Origin of the sequence: Streptomyces sp. Ag109_G2-15 (assembly GCF_900215565.1) — a bacterium.
Classification (GTDB): domain Bacteria; phylum Actinomycetota; class Actinomycetes; order Streptomycetales; family Streptomycetaceae; genus Streptomyces; species Streptomyces diastatochromogenes.
In genome coordinates this window covers 3472975-3492512 of the sequence record NZ_OCNI01000001.1, presented here as the reverse complement: position 1 = coordinate 3492512, position 19538 = coordinate 3472975, and the positions used below count along the sequence as shown (strand labels likewise).

Below are 19538 nucleotides of genomic sequence, written 5' to 3'. Positions count from 1 at the left end.
CGGGTGCCCGATAGCCTTCGGCCATGACCACGCTGCAATCCGCACTGCGACGCCGCCGCGCCGTCGCCGCCGCCGGCGCCGTTTCCGCCGGACTGCTCGTCCTGTCGGCCTGCGAGAAGCCGTCGCCCGTAGCGACGATCACCGTCGGCCGAAACTCGGTCAACTCCGAGGCTCTCTGCTACAACGACGGCAAGGCCCTGGACGCCCAGTCGCTGGCGAAGTGCGCCAAGAAGGCCGAGGACATCGAGTCGATCAAGGTGGACCCGGACGAGACCGTCCGTTTCGGCGTCGACCCGAAGATCGCGGACGCCGGCTGGATCCTGCTGGTGAACGGCCGTCAGTTCACCGACGTGAGCAAGAAGACCTACACCACCATCCCTGGCAGCGCGTTCTTCAACGCCCAGTACGGCACCCAGGGCAACAGCAACACCGTCTCCATCCAGATGGGCCAGCAGCCGGCCAAGGGCCTGTGGTCCTTCAAGCTGAAGAAGGCCTGACCACGCCCTCCGTACGCGTTCTCGTAGCCACCGCAGTCCCGGCCGAACGGGATGCGGTGGCCCGGGCGTTCCCGGACGCGGGTGAGGAGGTACGGCTGCCGGGCGTCCGTCTGGTCCGGACCGGCTCCGGGTACGACCTGCTGGCCGCCGGTGTCGGGCCCGCTCTCGCCGCCGCCTCCACCGCCACCGCGCTCACCGCCGCCGCCCTCGACGGCAGCCCCTACGACGTCGTCGTCTCGGCCGGGATCGGCGGTGGCTTCCAGCCGGGGGCAACGGTCGGCTCGCTCGTCGTCGCCGACGCGATCACCGTGGCCGATCTGGGCGCCGAGACCGCCGACGGCTTCCTCCCGGTCACCGAACTCGGCTTCGGGACCGTCACCCACCGGCCGCCGGCATCACTCGTACGAGGCGTGTCCGAGGCCACCGGCGCCCGTCCCGGCACCGTCCTGACCGTCTCCACCGTCACCGGCACCGCCGCCCGCGCCGCCGAGCTGCGCGCCCGCCACCCGCAGGCCCTCGCCGAGGGCATGGAGGGGTTCGGCGTGGCCGAGGCGGCAGCCGCGCACGGGGTGCCCGTGCTGGAGATCCGCGCGGTGTCCAACCCGGTCGGCCCGCGCGACCGCGCCGCCTGGCGCATCGGCGACGCGCTCGCCGCCCTCACCGAGGGGTTCGGGAAGCTCGCGCCCGCATTGGAGAGTTGGAACACGCATGACCAGTGATGCGATGCAGATCGCCTACTCGCCCTGTCCGAACGACACGTTCGTCTTCGACGCCCTCGCCCACGGCCGGGTCCCCGGCGCCCCCGCGCTGGACGTGACCTTCGCCGACATCGACATCACCAACGGCATGGCCGAGCGCGGCGAGTTCGACGTGCTGAAGGTGTCGTACGCCGTGCTGCCGTACGTCCTGGACGAGTACGCGCTGCTGCCCTGCGGGGGCGCGCTGGGGCGGGGCTGCGGGCCGCTGGTGCTGACCCGGGAGGCGGGGACCGACCTGACGGGCCGTACGGTCGCGGTGCCGAGCGAGAGGTCGACCGCGTACCTGCTGTTCCGCCTCTGGGCCGCGGACACGCTGCCCGGCGGGGTCGGCGAGATCGTCGTCCTGCCGTTCCACGAGATCATGCCGGCCGTACGGGACGGCAAGGTGGACGCCGGACTCGTCATCCACGAGGCACGCTTCACGTACCAGAACTACGGGCTGCACAAGCTCGCCGACATGGGCGAGCACTGGGAGCGCACCACCGGGCTGCCGATCCCGCTCGGCGCGATCATCGCCAAGCGGTCGCTGGGCGCCGAGACCCTCGGCCGGCTCGCCGACTCGATCAAGGTGTCCGTCCGGGCCGCCTGGGACGACCCCGAGGCGTCCCGGCCGTACGTCATGGAGCACGCCCAGGAGATGGACCCGGCCGTCGCCGACCAGCACATCGGGCTGTACGTCAACGAGTTCACCGCCGACCTCGGCGAGGACGGCTATGCGGCGATCCGCGGGCTGCTCACCCGCGCGGCGGCCGAAGGGCTGCTGCCGCCCCTAGGCCCGGATGCGCTCGACTTCCCCTGAGCGGTCCGGCCGGCTCAGGCCTCCGGGGCGGCGGGCTCCCCGTCGCCGTCGGCAAGGGGCGTGGCCAGCGGCCACTGGGCCAGCGACAGCATCCCCAGGACTTTGCGGATGAGGAAGCCGGCCAGGGGCAGTTCGACGAGCACCGCGAGCGCCGCCGCCAGCCACACGTCCGGGGTGCCGAGCGCGAGCGACACGTCGAACCACGCATCACAGACCAGCAGCGCTCCCGTCGCGACGGCCGCTATGACGACGGCCCGGTGCCGGCGCCAACCGAGGAAGGCGGTGGACGCCATCGCGAGCACGAGCAGGACGTCGAATCCGACCCAGGTCGCGCGCCACTGGCGGACCGTGTACCCGCTCGGCAGCGTGCACGCCAGCAGGATCGTCCACGGAACGAGACCGACGGCGCACACAGTGAGTAGTTCCAGGGTGTGCCGCCGCTGCCGCCGTATCCGCTCCAGCAGCTCGGGGGCCGGGGTCCTGGCCGCGGCCCCGTCGCGGGAGTCGGTTCGTATGTCGCTCAAGTCGGCTGTTCCAGGGATTACACGTCCAGCTGGTCGGCGACCGCGCGCAGCAGTCCGGCGATCTGCTTGCCGGAGGCCTTGTCCGGGTAGCGGCCCTTCTCGAGCATCGGCGTGATGTTCTCGAGAAGAGTCGTCAGGTCCTGCACGATCGAGGCCAGCTCGTCCGGCTTCTTGCGCTGCGCGGCCGCGACGGACGGCGTCGGGTCGAGCACGATCACGGAGAGGGCCTGGTCACCGCGCTGACCGGCGACGACGCCGAACTCCACGCGCTGTCCCGGCTTGAGCACATCGACTCCGGCGGGGAGAACCGAGGAATGGACGAAGACGTCACCGCCGTCGTCGCGGGAGAGAAAGCCGAAGCCCTTCTCGCTGTTGAACCACTTGACCTTGCCGGTAGGCACGTCTGTCCTCGTCCTCGTACTCGTCGGAAAACTACTCGGAAACGGCTCTTGATAGCACTAGAGCGGGTCGACCATGACCCGCCGCTGACAAGCGCTACCAAGGCTAATGCTCTTCGGGCGGGTGACAAGACGTCCCCCGGTTGTTCTCTTGCGCTGGGAACTACCCTGGTCCGGTGCGTGACAAAACCCAAACGAATTCCGCCGGGCCCGGTGACCGACTGATCCGCGCCGGTGCCGTGGTGTTCTTCATCGGGGCCGTGGCCACCCTCGTCACGGTGGCCCCGCTGTTCCTCGGTGCGAAGCCTTTTCCGACATACATGTTCGGTCTGAGCATGCTCATGGCCGTCGGCTTCCTCGTCGCCGGGGCGGGTGTGCTGCGTTCCGTCGCCGCCGGGCGGCGTCAGGCGCGGGGCGCCGCGCGGTAGGCGGCCAGCCAGGCCGGGAAGGCGGAGAGGTCGTCCAGCACGACATCCGCCCCCGCGGCGCGCAGTTCGTCGCCGTCGCACGGTCCGGTGGCCACGGCGACCGACAGCGCGCCCGCCGTACGGGCCCCGCGGACGTCTCCGACGTGGTCACCGACGTACACGCCCGCGCCGTACTCGCGCAGGGCCTCCGCCTTCCGCTCGGCCCACAGGTCGCCCACGACCACGTCGGGTTCGATGCCCAGGTGGGCCAGGTGCAGCTTGGCGTTCGGCTCGTACTTCGCCGTGACCACCATCGTGCGCCCACCGGCCGCCCGTACCGCGTCCATCGCTTCCCGCGCGCCCGCCATCGCGGGCGTCGCGGCGATGGCTATCGAGGGGTACATCTCGCGGTACAGATCGGCCATCGCGGCGACCTCCTCCAGCGGGAACCAGTTGACCAGCTCCTCCACGAGCGGGGGTCCCAGCCGGGTCACCGCGAGGTCGGCGTCGATGTACGTCCCGGTCCGCTCCGCCAGCGCCAGGTAGCAGGCGTGGATGCCCGGGCGGGAGTCGATGAGGGTCATGTCGAGGTCGAAGCCGATGGTGAGGGCGGGGGCCGGGGTGGGCGTCATGGGGGACATTGTGCCGGGTGCCGCCGACGCCCCTCTAACGCTTTCTCTGTGACCGCCAGACCAGGAACAGTGCCGAGGCCACGGCCGCGCCGCGGACCACCCAGGGCCAGGTCTCGGCCAGGGCGTCGTTCATGTGGCCCTGGGGAATGGGGGTGCCCCAGCGGCCGGTGTTACGGCCCCACAGCCACAGCAGGCCGGACGCCAGGGCCAGACCGGGGACGCCCAGTACGGCCCACTTGGTCTCCGCGGGAGTGAGGCGGCGGGAGCCGTAGGCGATCAGCCAGCCCAGCAGGAGCGCGAACCAGTTGCCGAGCACGGCACCGGCGACCAGTGCGGCGGCGGCCAGCAGGAGGAGGGGGTTGCTCCAGCCGGCGGCGGGGATCAGGCGGCGGGCGGCCGGTGCGGGGGCGGGTGCCTTGCGGGCGAACAGGCGGCGGCGTGGGGCGGCGGCCTGTTCCACCGCGTCCGGGGTCTCTTCCTGGCGGGGCTCCGGCTCCTTCTCCCCCGTCTCCGTCGGCGGGCGTTTGAGCAGGTCGGGGATCTCCACCCCGCCCACGAACCCCGGTACGGCGTCACCGGCGGGCGTACCGAACGGGCTGCCCTCCACCCGCCACCAGTCCGGGTGCGTCGCGCTGTCCCCCAGCTCGTCCGCGGTGGCGAGATGCGGTGGGGACGGGGTGGTGCGCGGCTCCGGCTCGGCGGGGCGCGGCCGGGGTACGACCCGGCGCAGCCCCTTGGGGCGTTCCTCCGGCCGTGGCTCCGGCTCCCGCTGTACGGGCACGGAGGCGGGCGCCGACCGCGGCACCCCCGTGGTGCTTCCCGCGGCCTCGACCACCTCGTCCGGGGTGCCCAGCCGGTCCAGGATGCGGCGTACGGCGGCGGGGCTGTCCACCGCCACCTTGGCCCGGTGCCGGTCGATCTCGTTGCGCAGCTCCGACACCAGCCGCATCCGCGCGGACGACGGCAACTGCCGCTGCTGAGCGATGTCTCCGACGCGGCTCAGATACTCGTAGACGACCTGATCGCTTTCGATCCCCACGGAAAACCCCTCTGGGGCAACGGTGATGACACCCCGTTGGACGAAGGTACCGCGTGCGTGCGGGTGACCGGTGGCGCGCCTCAACTGGCCATCGATCGGAATCACTTCGGTGTTCAACCACCCAAACGGCCGTTCAGGTGGATTTGGGTGAAATATTCCTGAGGTCGCAAAGTTTCCGAATGTTCTCTCTCATGCTGTGCGTGACCTGCTCGCCGGCCGCCGAGGCCGCGAAGCGAAGAGAGGAAGTCTGTCTTGACGACCAGACGGAGAGCGCGCCGCGTCGTACCAGCGATGCTGGCCGCGCTCGCGCTGAGCCTGGGCCTGGCCCAGGGGGCCGGGGCGGCGGCTCAGCCCAAGGCTGAAGGGAACCCGGTCAAGGCGACCCAAAGGGTTCACCTGTCCAAACCGAGGTTGGTCAACCCGACCGGGCACGCCAAGCCGAAGGTTCAGAAGAGCCAAGCTCCCCTGCCCACCATTTCCCGCCAGAAGCTCGCCGAGCTGAAGGCCGACGCCACGAAGCACGGCGCGAAGAACCGGCCGAACATGCACGGCGGGAACAGCGCCAGGATGGCGAAGCAGCCCTCCCAGGGCAGCTTCGAGGGGCTCAGCCAGCCCTGCTGCCTCCGGCCGCCGGACACGACCGGCGCCGTCGGCAAGGGCCAGTACGTGGAGACCGTGAACGGCGCCGGCTTCGGCGTGTTCAACAAGTCGGACGGCAGCCTGCTGAAGAACGTGTCGTTCGCGAGCTTCTTCGGCTACAGCGCCGAGGACATCTTCGACCCGCGCGTCCTCTACGACAAGAAGTGGAACCGCTGGGTCATCTCGGCCGAGGCGTTCCCGGAGAACAGCACGGTCCAGAAGGTGTTCTACGCGGTGTCCACCAGCTCGGACGCCACCAAGCCGTTCCTCATCTCCACGTTCGACCCGCCGGAGAACCCCGGTGACTTCTACGACTTCCCGCAGCTGGGGCTCGACCAGGACGCCGTGATCGTCACGGCGAACATCTTCGACTCCTCGAACAACTACGTCCGCACCCGCGCCTTCGGCCTGGCCAAGGCCGACCTGTACAACGGCATCGGCACCAGCTTCCTGTACTTCGACCTGGGCACGCCGGGCACGGTCGCACCTCCCGTCGTGGACGACAACAACGCGAACTCCTTCCTGGTGGCGGCCGCCCCCACGAGCGACCATCTGAGCCTGTTCAAGGCCACCGGCCTGGGCCGGAGCAACGAAGCCATCTCATTCCAGGCCGACGTGCCGGTGACCTCCTACACCGTGCCGCCGGCCGCCCGCCAGCCCGGTACGAGCAGCCTGCTGGACTCTTCGGACTCCCGGTTCTCGAACAACAGCACGCAGATCGGCAACCAACTGCTCAACATCCACACCATCTCTTCCGGCGGGCTCCCGACCCCGGTGTGGTACCAGATCAACACCGACACCAACGCGCTGACCGGTGCCGGTGCCGTGTTCGAGGCCAGCAACTCGGACGACTTCAACGCGTCGGTGGCCGGCTCCCCCGTGGGCGGCACCATTAGCAACCCGATCGGCCGGATGTTCTTCACCTGGTCCTCGACCCAGGTGAACAGCCCCACCCACCAGGTGCGGGTCAAGAGCGGCGGCCGCCTCGCCACCGACTCGCCCAACGTCATCGGCGGCAACACCCACTCCACGGCCTCGACGTTCTACGACCCGACGGGCGACCCCGTCGAGCGCTGGGGTGACTACTCCGCCGTCACCATCAACCCGTCCGCGACCAACACCTGCGCCGTCGGCAACCGTGCCTACGTCGTGAACGAGCGCCAGATCAGCACCACCTCGTGGGGCTCGCGCATCGGCAGGCTCGGCTTCTGCAGCTAGCAGGCAGGACCGGACACCACTGACACACCCCAGGGCGGAGGGGGTGGCCACCGTGCCACCCCCTCCGCCCTTCCCGCTGTCTGCCTACAGTGGAACCGTGCTCCCGCATCGCCGCCGCTCCGCCCGGCGGCCGCCCGGCGGTCTGCTTCTCGCGGTCGTGGCGCTGGCCGTGCCGGTGGCGCTCGCCGCGTGCTCCGGAGCGGTCCCGAACGGGCCGGGCAGCGCCTCGGCGGACGCCCGGTCCGGGGTGAAGGGCGTCGTCGTCCTCTGGCCGACCTGCCCCGTGGAAGGCGCTCCCGGGAGCCGGGACTGCGGCAGCAAGCCCGCCGAGGCGACCGTGCGGGTGCGGGACCGGGCCTCGGACACCGAGGTGGCGAGCGTGCGCACCGGTCCGGACGGCCGGTTCCGGGTGCCGCTGCGGGCCGGTACGTACGAGGTACGGGCGGCCCGGGCCTCCGGTACCGGGTACTGCGCCCCGGTCGACGTCACCGTCCGCCCCGACGCGTACACGGAGATCACCATCAGGTGCGACACCGGCCTGCGCTGACTCCGGCGGGCCGGTACGACGCCGTACGACACCGCTGTGCCCGCCCCGGCGGCTGCCCTGTCGGCTACCGTTGGCCGGATGAGCCCCGAGGCCCCCTCAGCCCCCCGGTCCCTGGCGGAAGCGCTCCGCGCGAGGGACGACGCCTCGCTGGCCGCGCTGCTGCGCAGCCGACCCGACCTCATCACCCCCGTCCCCACCGACCTCACCCAGCTCGCCACCCGCGCCGGCACCCGCGCCTCGGTCCTGCGGGCGCTGGAGCGCCTCGACCGGTTCGCGCTGCAGACCGCGGAGGCCCTGGCCGTGGCCCCGGAACCGGCGTCGTACGACACCCTGCTCGGTCTGATGGCGGGGGACGCCAGGGACGAGACCGTCGCCGCCGCGCTGCCGCGCGCGGTGGCCACCCTGCGCGAACAGGCCCTGGTGTGGGGCGACGACGAACGGCTGCGGCTGGTGCGGACCGCGCGGGAGCTGCTGGCGCCGTCCGCGCAGCACCCCTCCCCGACCGGTCTCGGCCCGAGCGTGCAGGAGGCCACCGCGGGCATGTCCCCGGGGCGGATCCAGGAGATCGTCGGCGCCGCCGGGCTGGCCTCGACGCACGACTCGGTCTCCGCCGCGGCCGCGCTCACCGCCCTGTTCACCGACCGGAAGGCGATGGCCGCGCTGCTCGCGAAGGCCCCGGAGGCGGCCCGCGAGGTGCTGTCCCGGCTGGTGTGGGGGCCGCCGTACGGGCAGGTCACCGCCGAGCCGGCCGCCCATCTGCGCTGGCTGCTGGACCGCGGCCTGCTGCTGCCCACCGCGCCCGGCACGGTCGTCCTGCCCCGCGAGGTCGCCCTGCACCTGCGCGAGGGCCGCGCGCACCGGGCACCCGAGCCGCTGCCGCCCGCCGTCGAGCCGGCCGCGGCGCACGCTCCGCAGATCGTGGACGCCACCGCGGCCGGGCAGGCGTACACCGCGCTGACCACCGTCGAGGAGCTGCTGAAGGACTGGGACGAGGGCGGCCCGGCCGTGCTGCGGGCCGGCGGGCTGAGCGTGCGGGACCTGAAGCGGACCGCCGTCGCCCTCGACGTGCCCGAGCCGGTCGCCGCCTTCTGGGTCGAGCTGGCGTACGCGGCCGGTCTGCTCGCCTCCGACGGCGAGGCCGACGAGCGGTACGCGGCCACCCCCGCCTACGACGAGTGGCTGGAGCGGCCCCCCGCCGAACGCTGGGCCCGGCTCGCCGAGGCCTGGCTGGCGGCCACCCGGACACCGGGGGTGGTCGGCGGCCGGGACGCGAAGGACCGTACGTTGTCCGCGCTGGGGCCGGGACTCGACCGGTCCGCCGCCCCCGAGGTACGGCACCGGGTGCTGACCCTGCTGGCCGGGCTCCCGCACGGCGCCGCCCCCACCGCCGAGTCGGTGCTGGCCCGGCTGCGCTGGGAACGGCCGCTGCGCGGTCCGCAGCGCGACGGCGACGGTGCCGACGACCTGCGCTCCCGGCTCGCCCGCTGGACCCTCTCGGAGGCGGAGCTGCTCGGCGTCACCGGGCGCGGGGCGCTGTCGGCGCAGGGGCGGGCGCTGCTCGGCGCACCCGCGGCCGCTCCGGCCGCCGCCCCGGAACCCTCCGGGCCCGGCGACAAGCTCCCCGTCCACCACCGCCCGGCCGCCCTCCACGAACCCCTCTCCACCACCGAGCAGGCCGTCGCCACCGCCGCCGCGGCCCGGCTCCTCGCGCCCCTGCTGCCCGAACCCCTGGACCACGTCCTGCTCCAGGCGGACCTCACGGCGGTGGCCCCCGGCCCGCTCCGGCGTCCGCTCGCCGACATGCTCGGGGTCCTCGCGGACGTCGAGTCCAAGGGCGGGGCGACCGTCTACCGCTTCACCCCGGCCTCGGTCCGCCGCGCCCTGGACGCCGGCCGGGCCGCCGCCGACCTGCACGCCTTCCTCACCGCGCACTCCCGTACGCCGGTCCCGCAGCCGCTCGCCTATCTGATCGACGACGTGGCACGCAAGCACGGCCATCTGCGGGTGGGCGCGGCCTCGGCGTACGTCCGCTGCGACGACGACGCCCTGCTGAACGAGATCCTCGCCGACAAGCGGGCCGCCGCCCTGCGCCTGCGCCGCCTGGCCCCGACCGTCCTGGCCGCCCCGACGGACCCGGCCACACTGCTGGAGGGCCTGCGCGCGATGGGCTTCGCGCCCGCCGCCGAGTCCGCCGAGGGCGACGTCCTGATCACCCGCGCCGACGCCCACCGCACCCCGCCGCGCACCGCGCCCGAGCCGGTGCCGGACGGACCGCCGCCGCCCGACACCACGCTGCTGTCGGCCGCGATCCGCGCGATCCGGGCGGGCGACCTGGCCGCCACCGCCCCGCGCAAGCCCTCGGGCAGCGCCCTCGCGGGCGGTGAGCTGCCCCGCACCAGCTCCGCCGAGACCCTGGCCACCATGCAGGCCGCCGTCCTGACCGGCGAGTCCCTGTGGATCGGCTACGTCAACGCCGAGGGCACCGCCAGCCAGCGCGTCATCGCCCCGATCCGTGTCGAGGGCGGTTTCGTGACGGCGTACGACCACACGGCCGACGAGGTGCGGACGTATCCGCTGCACCGGGTCACGGGGGTCGCGGAGCTGGCGGAGGAGTAGGTCCTGTCCCGGCTGGGGCGGGCCCGGTCAGCAGTCCTTGACGGGAGCGTCCGCGGGCAGGCCGAAGTGCTTGCGGGCGGCGGCCTCCAGGTCGCCGGCCGCAACCGAGTCCGCGGGGCCGGGCTCGGCGAAGAAACTGAAGTGGTCCGCCACCCAGTTCGCGTTCCCCTCGCCGTCCGGCGCCTCCTCCCGCGACACCACGCGATAGCCGCCGTCCGCGTCCCGCCGCAGCCGCACCACCTGCGGGACGTCGGCGCCGGAGCACTCCATCAGAGCGCCCTTCCGTACCCCGTACTCCATGCACAACGTGGTCACGCCGGCCCGTACGACGCCGTCCTTCTCGTCGAGGTCCCGCACCCTGGCCCCGCAGAACCACTGCGCCCGGAGAGCGGGCTGTGTCTCCCCGTACCCACCGCCCTTCGAGTCCGCCACCAGCCGGGCCTCGATCACCGGCCGCACCTCGCTCCACAGGTGCTGATCGACGCCCGCCGGCCACACCACCCACGCCCCGGCCGCCACCAGCACCGCCGTGGCTCCCAGGCCGATCCCCCACCTGCGTACCGACATCGCCCCGCGCTCCTCCCCTGACCGCGCCCCCGCGCCGCTCCCGCGCTTCAAGACCCGGGTCGGGGGCACATGGTTGCAGCGGCCCCGCCCTGATCATCCGCCGGTAGGGCACACTGGACGTTTGGCCGTGCGGAAGGGAAGTACCTCGGTGAACGGACCGCTGATCGTCCAGTCGGACAAGACCCTGCTCCTGGAAGTCGACCACGAGCGGGCCGACGACTGCCGGCGTGCCATCGCGCCCTTCGCCGAGCTGGAGCGGGCCCCGGAGCACATCCACACCTACCGGGTCACGCCGCTCGGCCTGTGGAACGCGCGGGCCGCGGGGCACGACGCCGAGCAGGTCGTGGACGCGCTGGTGCAGTACAGCCGCTACCCGGTGCCGCACGCGCTGCTCGTGGACATCGCCGACACGATGGACCGGTACGGGCGGCTCACCCTCAGCAAGCACCCCGCGCACGGACTCGTCCTCACCACCACCGACCGGCCGGTGCTGGAGGAGGTGCTGAAGTCCAAGCGGATCGCCCCGCTGGTCGGGCCGCGGATCGACCCGGACACCGTGATCGTGCACCCCTCCGAGCGCGGGCAGATCAAGCAGACGCTGCTGAAGCTGGGCTGGCCGGCCGAGGACCTCGCCGGGTACGTGGACGGCGAGGCGCACCCCATCGAGCTGCTGGAGGACGGCTGGGCGCTCAGGCCGTACCAGAAGCAGGCCGTGGAGAACTTCTGGCACGGCGGGAGCGGCGTGGTCGTGCTCCCCTGTGGCGCCGGAAAGACGCTGGTCGGCGCCGGGGCGATGGCCCAGGCGAAGTCCACCACCCTGATCCTCGTCACCAACACCGTCTCGGCCCGGCAGTGGAAGCACGAGCTGGTGAAGCGGACCTCGCTGACCGAGGACGAGATCGGCGAGTACAGCGGGACGAGGAAGGAGATCCGCCCGGTCACCATCGCCACCTACCAGGTGCTGACGACCAAGCGGAAGGGCGTCTACCCCCACCTCGAACTCTTCGACTCCCGCGACTGGGGTCTGATCGTCTACGACGAGGTGCACCTGCTGCCGGCCCCCGTCTTCAAGTTCACCGCCGACCTGCAGGCCCGCCGCCGCCTCGGTCTGACCGCGACCCTCGTGCGCGAGGACGGCCGCGAGTCCGACGTCTTCTCGCTCATCGGGCCGAAGCGGTTCGACGCTCCCTGGAAGGAGATCGAGGCGCAGGGCTACATCGCGCCCGCCGACTGCGTCGAGGTCCGGGTGAACCTGACCGACTCCGAGCGGCTCGCGTACGCCACCGCCGAGACCGAGGAGAAGTACCGCTTCTGCGCCACCACCGAGACCAAGCGGAAGGTCACGGAGGCGATCGTCCGCCGGTTCGCCGGGCAGCAGATCCTCGTCATCGGCCAGTACATCGACCAGCTGGACGAGCTGGGCGAGCATCTGAACGCCCCGGTGATCAAGGGCGAGACGTCCAACGCGCAGCGCGAGAAGCTCTTCGACGCGTTCCGTGAGGGCGAGATCAGCGTGCTCGTGGTGTCGAAGGTCGCCAACTTCTCCATCGACCTGCCGGAGGCCACGGTCGCCGTCCAGGTGTCCGGCACCTTCGGCTCCCGGCAGGAGGAGGCCCAGCGCCTCGGCCGGGTCCTGCGCCCCAAGGCCGACGGCCACCAGGCCCACTTCTACTCGGTCGTCGCCCGCGACACCATCGACCAGGACTTCGCCGCCCACCGCCAGCGCTTCCTGGCGGAGCAGGGGTACGCGTACCGGATCGTCGACGCGGACGAGATCCTGGCGGGGGGCTAGGCGAAGGCCGGCCCAGGGACTCGGGACACGCGGTCCCGAAGGGGGAGTACGGCCTAGAAGAAGGCGTGCTCCTCCATCCAGCCCTTGGTCTTGCCGAACTTGCCGTAGTACCAGCTGCCGTGCTTGGCGGTGCAGTACACACGCACCTTGTTGCCCGCGAACACGGACTTCTTCACCTTGGACTTGAAGCTGGGGCTGGTGTACATGTCGGCGTGGTCCCACTGGACCACCGGCAAGGTCGCGTCCTTGATGTTCTCGGTGCACGCGGAGGAGCCGACGGCCGATGCGCTGGGCGCGGCCATGAGGGTGGCTCCGAGGGCGAGCGCGGTGGCGGCGGTCAGACCGCTCACCGCCTTTCGGAACGGAAGCGTCGAGAAAGGCATGCCAGTTTCCCCGTTTGCTCGGTCGAATCGATCTGACAGCTGATCATGCTGTCATACGAGCCGATCAACCCCAGCGCCAGGAGGGGGTAAGCGGCCGCCAACGGCTGCTGCCACCACGGGAGTTCCAGGTCCAGGTCGCCCTCGTGCGGCACCAGCCACATGGTGCGGGCGGTGAAGACGAGGGCCACCAGTGCCGCCGTACGGGTACGGCCCTCCGCCAGCAGCACGGCCAGCAGCGGGACGCACCACACCCAGTGGTGGGTCCAGCTGATCGGGCAGACCAGCAGGGCCGTGAACGCGGCGAGCAGGACCCCGTGGCCCTCCCGGCGGGCGCGGGCGGCCAACGACAGGCCCACCACGGCCGCCAACGCCGCCGGAAGTACCCAGGCAAGGCCCGGCGCGGAGTCGCCGAGGACCCGCGCCACCAGCCCTCGCAGGGACTGGTTGTCCACGATCCACGCCTTGCCCACCCGGCCGGTCTCGTACAGGCGGCGGGTCCAGTAGTCGGTGCTCGCGGACGGCAGCAGCAGGGCGCCGAGCAGGACCGTGCCGGCGAAGCCGGCCGTCGCCGTGGCCGCCTCCCGTTTGCGTCCGCGCAGGAACACGTAGACCACGAACACCGCCGGGGTGAGCTTGATCCCGGTCGCCAGGCCGAGGGCCAGGCCCTTGGCGCGGGCGCCCGGCGGCCGGGTCAGGTCCCACAGGGCCAGGCAGGTCACGGCGAGGTTGATCTGCCCGAACAGGAGCGTCTGGAAGACCGGCTCCAGCCAGAGGGCGAGGGCCGTGCACGCGCAGAGGAGGGGCAGGGGCAGGGGGCGGGCCGCCAGGCGGGCCGAGAGGGTGACCAGGCCGGCGAGCAGGAGCGCGTTGCCCGCCAGGAAGGCCGCCTTCAGCGCCGGGACGGGGAGCCAGGTGGCCGGGACGAAGAGGATCGCCGCGAAGGGTGGGTAGGTCGCCGGGAGCCGCCACTCGGTGACCGTGAAGCCGTACAGGTCGCCGCCGTGGGACGCGGCAGCGCCCTCGGCCCGGTAGACCAGCAAATCGGCCATCGGGGCCCGCTGCAGGACGCACAGGGCGGTGAAGGAGCAGAGGGAGACCGCGAGGAGGAGCAGGGACAGCAGGGCGGGGGACAACAGGGCAGGGCGGGACGCCACCGTCCGTTTCGGCACGGAGGTGACCCTATGCCGCTACTTACGGTGTATGCCCGCTTCCTCGCCGTACTCGCCGAGGATCACGACGCTGAACGCGGCCTCCACGAACACCTTGACGGCGCGCAGGGCGTTGCCCAGGGGGTGGTGATGCGGGCCGTCCACGGCCGTGGCGCCGGACGGGGGGCGGACAGAGGCTGGATGGATGGTTGCTGCGCTCATGTCTCCATGGTGGAACTTCGGACCCCCCTCGCGCATCGGTCTCCAGAGCCAATCCCGGAGGCCTCCGCGTAGCTCTCCGGGTGGACCCCCACCCCTACGCCGGGCGGGCCCCGTCCCCTAGGGGTCGCCACCTCCGGAGGACCCGCGAGGAAATTCATTGGCCTCCTCCTGGCCACCCCACCTACAATCTCCGCTCTTGCCCGCCTCCCCACGGAGTGCCGCCGCCCGGACGGAAACCGGGCGGCCCCCAGTCATGCCACGAGGCTCCCAGCCACGCCCAGAGCAGATCCGGAGGCACCCCCTTGTCCACGCCCGCCCACGAACCGCTCGACGCGCCCCTCGACGACCCGCTCGCCCGGGAGCGCACCCACCTCGCCTCGTCCCGGTCCGCGCTGCGCGCCATGCGCGAGGACGTCGAGGCGCTGGACATCCGCGACGTCACCGCGAACTGGGTCAACGCCGAGGTGCTCGCCCACCAGATCGACGAGCGCATCAAGGCGCTCGCCGACCTCAGCGACACCCCCCTCTTCTTCGGGCGGCTCGACTACCTGCACACCCCGGGCGCCGACCGGGCGGAAGGGGCCGAGGGCGAGAGGTTCTACATCGGGCGACGGCATGTGCACGACGCCGACGGCGACCCCATGGTCATCGACTGGCGCGCCCCGGTCTCGCAGCCGTTCTACCGCGCCTCCAAGAAGGACCCGATGGACATCGGGCTGCGCCGCCGCTTCGGCTACACCGGCGGCGACCTGACCGCGTACGAGGACGAGCACCTGTCCGACCCCGCCGAGGCGGCCGCCACCAGCAAGCTGCTCCAGCAGGAGATCGAGCGGCCCCGCGTCGGCCCGATGCGGGACATCGTGGCGACCATCCAGCCCGAGCAGGACGAGATCGTCCGCAGCGGCCTTGGCGGGACCGTGTGCGTGCAGGGCGGCCCCGGCACCGGAAAGACCGCCGTCGGCCTGCACCGCGTCGCCTACCTCCTCTACGCCCACCGGGAGCGGCTCGCCCGCACCGGCACGCTCGTCATCGGGCCGAACAAGTCCTTCCTGCACTACATCGAGCAGGTCCTCCCCGCGCTCGGCGAGCTGAGCGTGCAGCAGGCGACCGTGGACGACCTGGTCGCCCACGTCGAGGTGCGCGGCACGGACGAGGCGGCCGCCGCCGTCGTCAAGGGCGACGCCCGGATGGCCGAGGTGCTGCGCCGGGCCCTGTACTCCCACGTGAGCATGCCCACCGAGCCGGTCGTCGTCGTACGCGGCTCGCGGCGCTGGCGGGTTCCGGCGTACGAACTGGAGGACCTTGTCCGCGAGTTGCTGGAGCGGGACATCCGGTACGGCGCCGCCCGCGAGGCCCTGCCGCAGCGGATCGCGCACGCGGTGCTGGTGCAGATGGAGCGGGCCGGGGAGGCGCCGGACGACCGGGTGCAGGACGCGGTCGCCCGCAACAGCGCGGTGAAGGCGGCCGTGAAGGAGGCCTGGCCGGCCGTGGACCCGGCGAAGCTCGTGCTGCGCCTGCTGACGGACGCCGGCTTCCTCGCCGAGCACGCCGAGGGGATCCTGAACGAGGACGAGCAGAAGACGATCCTGTGGGCGAAGCCCGTGCGCAGCGTGAAGTCGGCGAAGTGGTCGGCGGCGGACGCGGTGCTGATCGACGAGGCGGCCGACCTGACGCAGCGCACGCACTCGCTCGGGCACGTGGTCCTCGACGAGGCACAGGACCTGTCCCCCATGCAGTACCGGGCCGTCGGCCGCCGCTGCACCACCGGCAGCGCGACCGTCCTCGGCGACCTGGCGCAGGGCACGACACCCTGGGCGACCCGGAGTTGGGACGAGGCGCTGGCCCACCTCGGCAAGCGGGAGGGCGTCATCGAGGAGCTGACGGCGGGCTTCCGCGTCCCCACGGACGTCATCACCTACGCCTCCCGCCTCCTCCCCCACATCGCACCCGGCCTCACCCCGGTCGCCTCGGTCCGTGAGAACCCCGGCTTCTTCGACCTTCGTACGAGCACGGAGACGGCCGAAGTGGTCGCCGCCTGCGAGGAGTTGCTGCGCAACGAGGGCTCGACCGGTCTGATCGCGGCCGACGCCCGCGTCCCGGCACTCGCCGAGGCCCTGACCGCGGCCGGGATCACCTACCTGGCCCCGGGCGAGGAGACCACCCGCGAGACCCGCCTGACCCTGGTCCCGGCCTCCCTCGCCAAGGGTCTGGAGTACGACTACGTGGTCCTGGACGAGCCCCAGGCGGTGGTGGACGGCGAGCCGGACGAGCGCACGGGCCTGCGGCGGCTGTACGTGGCCCTGACCCGAGCGGTGTCGGGCCTGATCGTGACGCACGCGGCGCCACTGCCGTCACAACTCGCCGAGTAGGGTGCTGCGCCGTCCCCGTCATATCCTTTGGAAAAGGCCTGCGTTGAGCTACCCGCCGCATCCCCCGCACCGACAGCCGTACCAGCAGTCGTACCAACAGCCGTACCAGCAGGCTCCCGGGCCGTATCCGTCCGCTCCCGGATGGCCGCAGCAGTACGCCGGCGCGATGCCGATGGGCGGGCCGCCGGCCGGGTGCGAGGTGTGCGGGGCGTCGCCCGCCGCGCCGGTGACGGTCCGCGGCCATCAGGGCATGCTGGTGATCATGCGGTTCCTGCGGCGGCAGGGGATGTTCTGCCGCACCTGCGCGCTGGCCGTCTTCCGGGACATGCAGGCGGACACCATGGTGCTGGGCTGGTGGGGTCCGATCTCGGTCTTCGTCACCCCCTTCACCCTGCTGGCCAACGTCAGCGCCCTGTCCGGCATCAAGCGGATCCCGGCACCGGTCACGGCCGGGTGGCGGCCACCGTTGGACCCGGGCAAGCCGGTGTTCCGGCGGCCGGCCGGTGTGCTGGCCCTCATCCCGCTGGGCGTGCTCGGCCTGCTGCTGCTCGCCGTTCAGATCCTCTTGGTCATCGGTCTGGTGGCCGAGTCGAGCGGGAGTGACCACCCGACCCTGACGGTCGGGTCGTGTGTCCGCAACGACGGCGACTGGATCGACCAGGACCTCAGGACGGTGCCCTGCGGCTCCTCCGACGCCCAGTTCCGGGTCTCCGATCCGAGCACCAGCGTGTGTCTCCCCGAGGACCATCGGGCAGGCCTGGAGTACAGCGAGGACGGCGCGACGTCGTTCTGCCTGCGCTCCCTGAAGTGACGGCTAGGCGGCCTCGCCGTCCAGCACCGCCCGCCACTGCGCGACCGCGTCCACCGAGACAGGCCCCTCCCAGCCCTGCGGCCGGGCCGCGCCGCCGATGTGGAAGGCGTCGATGCCGGCGTGCCGGAGGGCCGGGACGTGGTCCAGGCGCAGGCCGCCGCCGACGAGGATCGTCTGGTCGTAGCCGGGCTCGCCCCGTCGGCGCGCCTCGGCGACCAGGGTCGGCAGGCCCTCGTCGACGCCGGAGGCGGAGCCGGCGGTGAGGTAGGTGTCCAGGCCGGGCAGGTCGGCGAGCTGCTTGCGCAGGGCGTCGCGGTCGGCGGCGCGGTCGATGGCCCGGTGGAAGGTCCAGCGGCAGCCGTCCAGCGCGGCCACCACCCGCTCCACCGCGGCCAGGTCCACCGAGCCGTCCGCCTCCAGGAACCCGAGCACGAACTGGTCGGCGCCGGCCGCCCGCAGCTCGCCCGCCGACCGGACCAGGCCCTCGGGGTCTCCCGCCGCGAACCCGTCCGTCAGCCGCAGCATCACGCGCAGGTCGATGTCGACGGCTGCCCGGATCCCGGCGACCGTGGCCGCCGACGGGGTGAGCCCGTCGGCCGCCATCTCGGTGACCAGCTCCAGACGGTCCGCGCCTCCGGCCTGGGCGGCGACCGCGTCCTCGACGTCGAGGGCGATCACCTCCAGGACTGCACGCTTGCTCATGGCACCCCATTCATCGGCGGCTACAGGTCTAGTCCAATTCAAGACTACGCCGGTTCCGTACCCGCCCGGGCCACCCCTTACCCGAAGATGTTCAGTTCCCCCGCCGCCGCGCCCGCCAGCTCGTACGCGGCCCCGTCCAGCGGCCGCCCCGAGTACAGGCGTACGAGGGTGGCGGCGTCGCCGATGTACCGGGCGGGCGGACCCCCCGCCGCCGCGTCCCCCAGCCGCAGCGGCTCGTCCACGTCGTCGAGGTCGGCGTGGAGCGGCACGTGCTTCTTCTCCCGGGTGACGCGGACCAGCAGGGTCAGCGCGTCCGGCAGCCCGGCCCCCGCGTACGCCCCCGGCGCGCCGAAGACCTCGCGCACGTCACCCGCGTGCACCCACTCCCCCAAGGCGATCATGTCCAGCACCCCGCCCGCCTTGGCGATCACCGGCCCCGCCTCGGTCATCCCGCGCTCCAGCTCGTCCACGACCCGCGCGTTCGTCCACCCGGCACGTTCGGCGATGTCCCGGTCGTTGGACTCGGGCGAGAACACCCCCTTCTCGTACCGGCTCTCCACCACCCGCATCAACGCGGCGGAACAGTGCGCGAGCACGTCCCGTACGGTCCACCCCGGACACGCGGCGGTCGGCAGCGCGAAGTCCGCGTCCGTGCGCGAACGCAGCAGCGGTATCAGCGCGTCCCGCTCGACCGCCAGCAGCCGACCGGGGAGTTCGGGGTCACGTGGTACCTCGCGTATGTCAGTCATGGGCCCCAAGCTAGGGGCCTGCCCCGCGCACGTCACGGAAGAATGAGCACATGGACGATCTCGACGCCCTGCGCCTCCGCTTCACCCGCGCCCTGGAAGGAGCCCGCGCCCCCGGCGGCGGCCCCGACCCCGCCCCGTACGCCGACAACCTCCTCACCCGCTGGCAGGAGCCGCAGCGCCACTACCACACGCTGGCCCACCTCACCGCGGTCCTCGACCACGTCGACGTGCTGGAGGAGTGCGCGGCCGACCCGGACGTCGTACGCCTGGCCGCCTGGTTCCACGACGCGGTCTACCTCCCCGACCGGTCGGAGAACGAGGAGCGGTCCGCGCACCTCGCCGAGCGCGCCCTGCGCGAGGCGGGGGTGCCGGAGGCGAAGACCGCCGAGGTAGCCCGCCTCGTCCGCCTCACCGTCACCCACGACCCCGCCGACGACGACCGCGACGGCCAGGTCCTGTGCGACGCGGACCTCGCGATCCTGGCCGCACCCCCGTCGGCGTACGCCGCCTACACCGCCGAGGTCCGCGAGGAGTACCACTTCGTCCCCAACGACGCCTTCCGCGAGGGCCGTTCGGCGATCCTTCGCCAACTCCTCGACCTGCCCCGCCTGTTCCACACCCCGTACGGGCAGAAGCACTGGGAGCCCACCGCCCGCTACAACCTCGCGGCCGAGCTGGAAATGCTGTCGACCTGAGGGAACCGGCACCCTAGGGTTCGCCC

General features: G+C 72.5%; 21 protein-coding genes. 11 read left to right on the top strand and 10 right to left on the bottom strand.

The genetic code is table 11. The features are described from left to right. Window positions 1-23 precede the first annotated feature (23 nt). The 3 genes from CRP49_RS15765 to CRP49_RS15755 are packed head-to-tail and all read left to right on the top strand — an operon-like array spanning window position 24 to window position 2054. Entirely contained in the window at window positions 24-497 is a 474-nt protein-coding gene (locus tag CRP49_RS15765; protein WP_097253931.1) for a DUF2771 domain-containing protein, read from the top strand. Next, a complete protein-coding gene (locus CRP49_RS15760; protein ID WP_257033670.1) occupies window positions 494-1216 on the top strand; it encodes a futalosine hydrolase in 723 nt (240 codons plus the stop codon). The genes CRP49_RS15765 and CRP49_RS15760 overlap by 4 nt, the downstream gene beginning before the upstream one ends. After that, entirely contained in the window at window positions 1206-2054 is an 849-nt protein-coding gene (locus tag CRP49_RS15755; RefSeq protein WP_097253929.1) for a 1,4-dihydroxy-6-naphthoate synthase, read from the top strand. Before CRP49_RS15760 ends, CRP49_RS15755 begins: the two co-directional genes overlap by 11 nt. A gap of 14 nt (window positions 2055-2068) precedes the next feature. Here CRP49_RS15755 and CRP49_RS15750 read toward each other — a convergent pair whose 3' ends face one another. Together CRP49_RS15750 and CRP49_RS48835 are read right to left on the bottom strand one after the other, a co-directional pair. Continuing rightward, complete coding sequence (locus tag CRP49_RS15750; RefSeq protein WP_097253928.1) at window positions 2069-2578, bottom strand: hypothetical protein; 510 nt, start codon at window positions 2576-2578, stop codon at window positions 2069-2071. Between the two features lie 17 nt (window positions 2579-2595). Continuing rightward, window positions 2596-2979 carry a cold-shock protein gene (locus tag CRP49_RS48835; RefSeq protein WP_097253927.1) on the bottom strand — a complete coding sequence of 128 codons (384 nt, stop codon included), beginning with the start codon at window positions 2977-2979 and terminating at the stop codon, window positions 2596-2598. A 173-nt stretch (window positions 2980-3152) separates the two neighbouring features. Here CRP49_RS48835 and CRP49_RS15740 point away from each other — a divergent pair, with 173 nt between their 5' ends. Next, window positions 3153-3404 (top strand): hypothetical protein, encoded by a 252-nt coding sequence (locus tag CRP49_RS15740; RefSeq protein ID WP_097253926.1) that lies wholly within the window; start codon window positions 3153-3155, stop codon window positions 3402-3404. Here CRP49_RS15740 and CRP49_RS15735 read toward each other — a convergent pair. Beyond that, the gene (locus tag CRP49_RS15735; RefSeq protein WP_097253925.1) at window positions 3380-4015 is read right to left on the bottom strand and encodes an HAD family hydrolase; all 636 of its coding nucleotides are present in this window, start codon (window positions 4013-4015) and stop codon (window positions 3380-3382) included. The two genes, CRP49_RS15740 and CRP49_RS15735, sit on opposite strands and share 25 nt — an antisense overlap. A 34-nt stretch (window positions 4016-4049) precedes the next feature. Then, window positions 4050-5054, bottom strand: a complete 1005-nt coding sequence (locus CRP49_RS15730) for a hypothetical protein (protein ID WP_097253924.1) — start codon at window positions 5052-5054, stop codon at window positions 4050-4052. Between the two features lie 252 nt (window positions 5055-5306). On the opposite strand from CRP49_RS15730, the gene CRP49_RS15725 reads away from it, so the two are divergent. The 3 genes from CRP49_RS15725 to CRP49_RS15715 all read left to right on the top strand — a co-directional run bounded on the left by CRP49_RS15725 (window position 5307) and on the right by CRP49_RS15715 (window position 10074). After that, complete coding sequence (locus CRP49_RS15725; protein ID WP_143669988.1) at window positions 5307-6911, top strand: hypothetical protein; 1605 nt, start codon at window positions 5307-5309, stop codon at window positions 6909-6911. A gap of 97 nt (window positions 6912-7008) precedes the next feature. Next, window positions 7009-7458: a carboxypeptidase-like regulatory domain-containing protein gene (locus CRP49_RS15720; RefSeq protein ID WP_179851633.1), complete on the top strand. Its 450-nt coding sequence runs from the start codon at window positions 7009-7011 to the stop codon at window positions 7456-7458. A gap of 78 nt (window positions 7459-7536) precedes the next feature. After that, window positions 7537-10074, top strand: coding sequence for a helicase C-terminal domain-containing protein (locus CRP49_RS15715; protein WP_097253921.1), 2538 nt, complete (start codon window positions 7537-7539; stop codon window positions 10072-10074). 27 nt (window positions 10075-10101) lie between these two features. Here the strand turns inward: CRP49_RS15715 and CRP49_RS15710 are convergent, their stop codons facing one another. Next, entirely contained in the window at window positions 10102-10641 is a 540-nt protein-coding gene (locus CRP49_RS15710; RefSeq protein ID WP_097253920.1) for a hypothetical protein, read from the bottom strand. Window positions 10642-10789: 148 nt separating this feature from the next. Here CRP49_RS15710 and CRP49_RS15705 point away from each other — a divergent pair, with 148 nt between their 5' ends. Next, on the top strand, window positions 10790-12433 hold the full coding sequence (locus CRP49_RS15705) for a DNA repair helicase XPB (protein ID WP_097253919.1): 1644 nt from the start codon (window positions 10790-10792) through the stop codon (window positions 12431-12433). Between the two features lie 53 nt (window positions 12434-12486). Here the strand turns inward: CRP49_RS15705 and CRP49_RS15700 are convergent, their stop codons facing one another. Genes CRP49_RS15700 through CRP49_RS15690 form a run of 3 tightly spaced genes read right to left on the bottom strand, consistent with a single transcriptional unit; the run spans window position 12487 to window position 14186 of the window. Then, entirely contained in the window at window positions 12487-12783 is a 297-nt protein-coding gene (locus CRP49_RS15700; protein WP_097253918.1) for a hypothetical protein, read from the bottom strand. After that, on the bottom strand, window positions 12780-13985 hold the full coding sequence (locus CRP49_RS15695; RefSeq protein ID WP_373560351.1) for a glycosyltransferase 87 family protein: 1206 nt from the start codon (window positions 13983-13985) through the stop codon (window positions 12780-12782). The genes CRP49_RS15700 and CRP49_RS15695 overlap by 4 nt, the downstream gene beginning before the upstream one ends. 18 nt (window positions 13986-14003) lie before the next feature. Then, window positions 14004-14186 carry a hypothetical protein gene (locus CRP49_RS15690; RefSeq protein WP_094217152.1) on the bottom strand — a complete coding sequence of 61 codons (183 nt, stop codon included), beginning with the start codon at window positions 14184-14186 and terminating at the stop codon, window positions 14004-14006. Between the two features lie 302 nt (window positions 14187-14488). On the opposite strand from CRP49_RS15690, the gene CRP49_RS15685 reads away from it, so the two are divergent. Together CRP49_RS15685 and CRP49_RS15680 are read left to right on the top strand one after the other, a co-directional pair. Then, a complete protein-coding gene (locus tag CRP49_RS15685; protein ID WP_097253916.1) occupies window positions 14489-16555 on the top strand; it encodes a UvrD-helicase domain-containing protein in 2067 nt (688 codons plus the stop codon). A gap of 43 nt (window positions 16556-16598) precedes the next feature. Beyond that, window positions 16599-17366 carry a hypothetical protein gene (locus CRP49_RS15680; RefSeq protein ID WP_257033411.1) on the top strand — a complete coding sequence of 256 codons (768 nt, stop codon included), beginning with the start codon at window positions 16599-16601 and terminating at the stop codon, window positions 17364-17366. Between the two features lie 3 nt (window positions 17367-17369). Here CRP49_RS15680 and CRP49_RS15675 read toward each other — a convergent pair whose 3' ends face one another. Both CRP49_RS15675 and CRP49_RS15670 read right to left on the bottom strand, forming a co-directional pair. Continuing rightward, window positions 17370-18068 carry a copper homeostasis protein CutC gene (locus tag CRP49_RS15675; RefSeq protein WP_097253915.1) on the bottom strand — a complete coding sequence of 233 codons (699 nt, stop codon included), beginning with the start codon at window positions 18066-18068 and terminating at the stop codon, window positions 17370-17372. Window positions 18069-18145: 77 nt separating this feature from the next. Further along, on the bottom strand, window positions 18146-18817 hold the full coding sequence (locus CRP49_RS15670) for a maleylpyruvate isomerase family mycothiol-dependent enzyme (protein WP_179851632.1): 672 nt from the start codon (window positions 18815-18817) through the stop codon (window positions 18146-18148). 50 nt (window positions 18818-18867) lie between these two features. On the opposite strand from CRP49_RS15670, the gene CRP49_RS15665 reads away from it, so the two are divergent. Then, window positions 18868-19512, top strand: a complete 645-nt coding sequence (locus CRP49_RS15665) for a hypothetical protein (RefSeq protein WP_097253913.1) — start codon at window positions 18868-18870, stop codon at window positions 19510-19512. The last annotated feature ends 26 nt before the right edge of the window (window positions 19513-19538 follow it).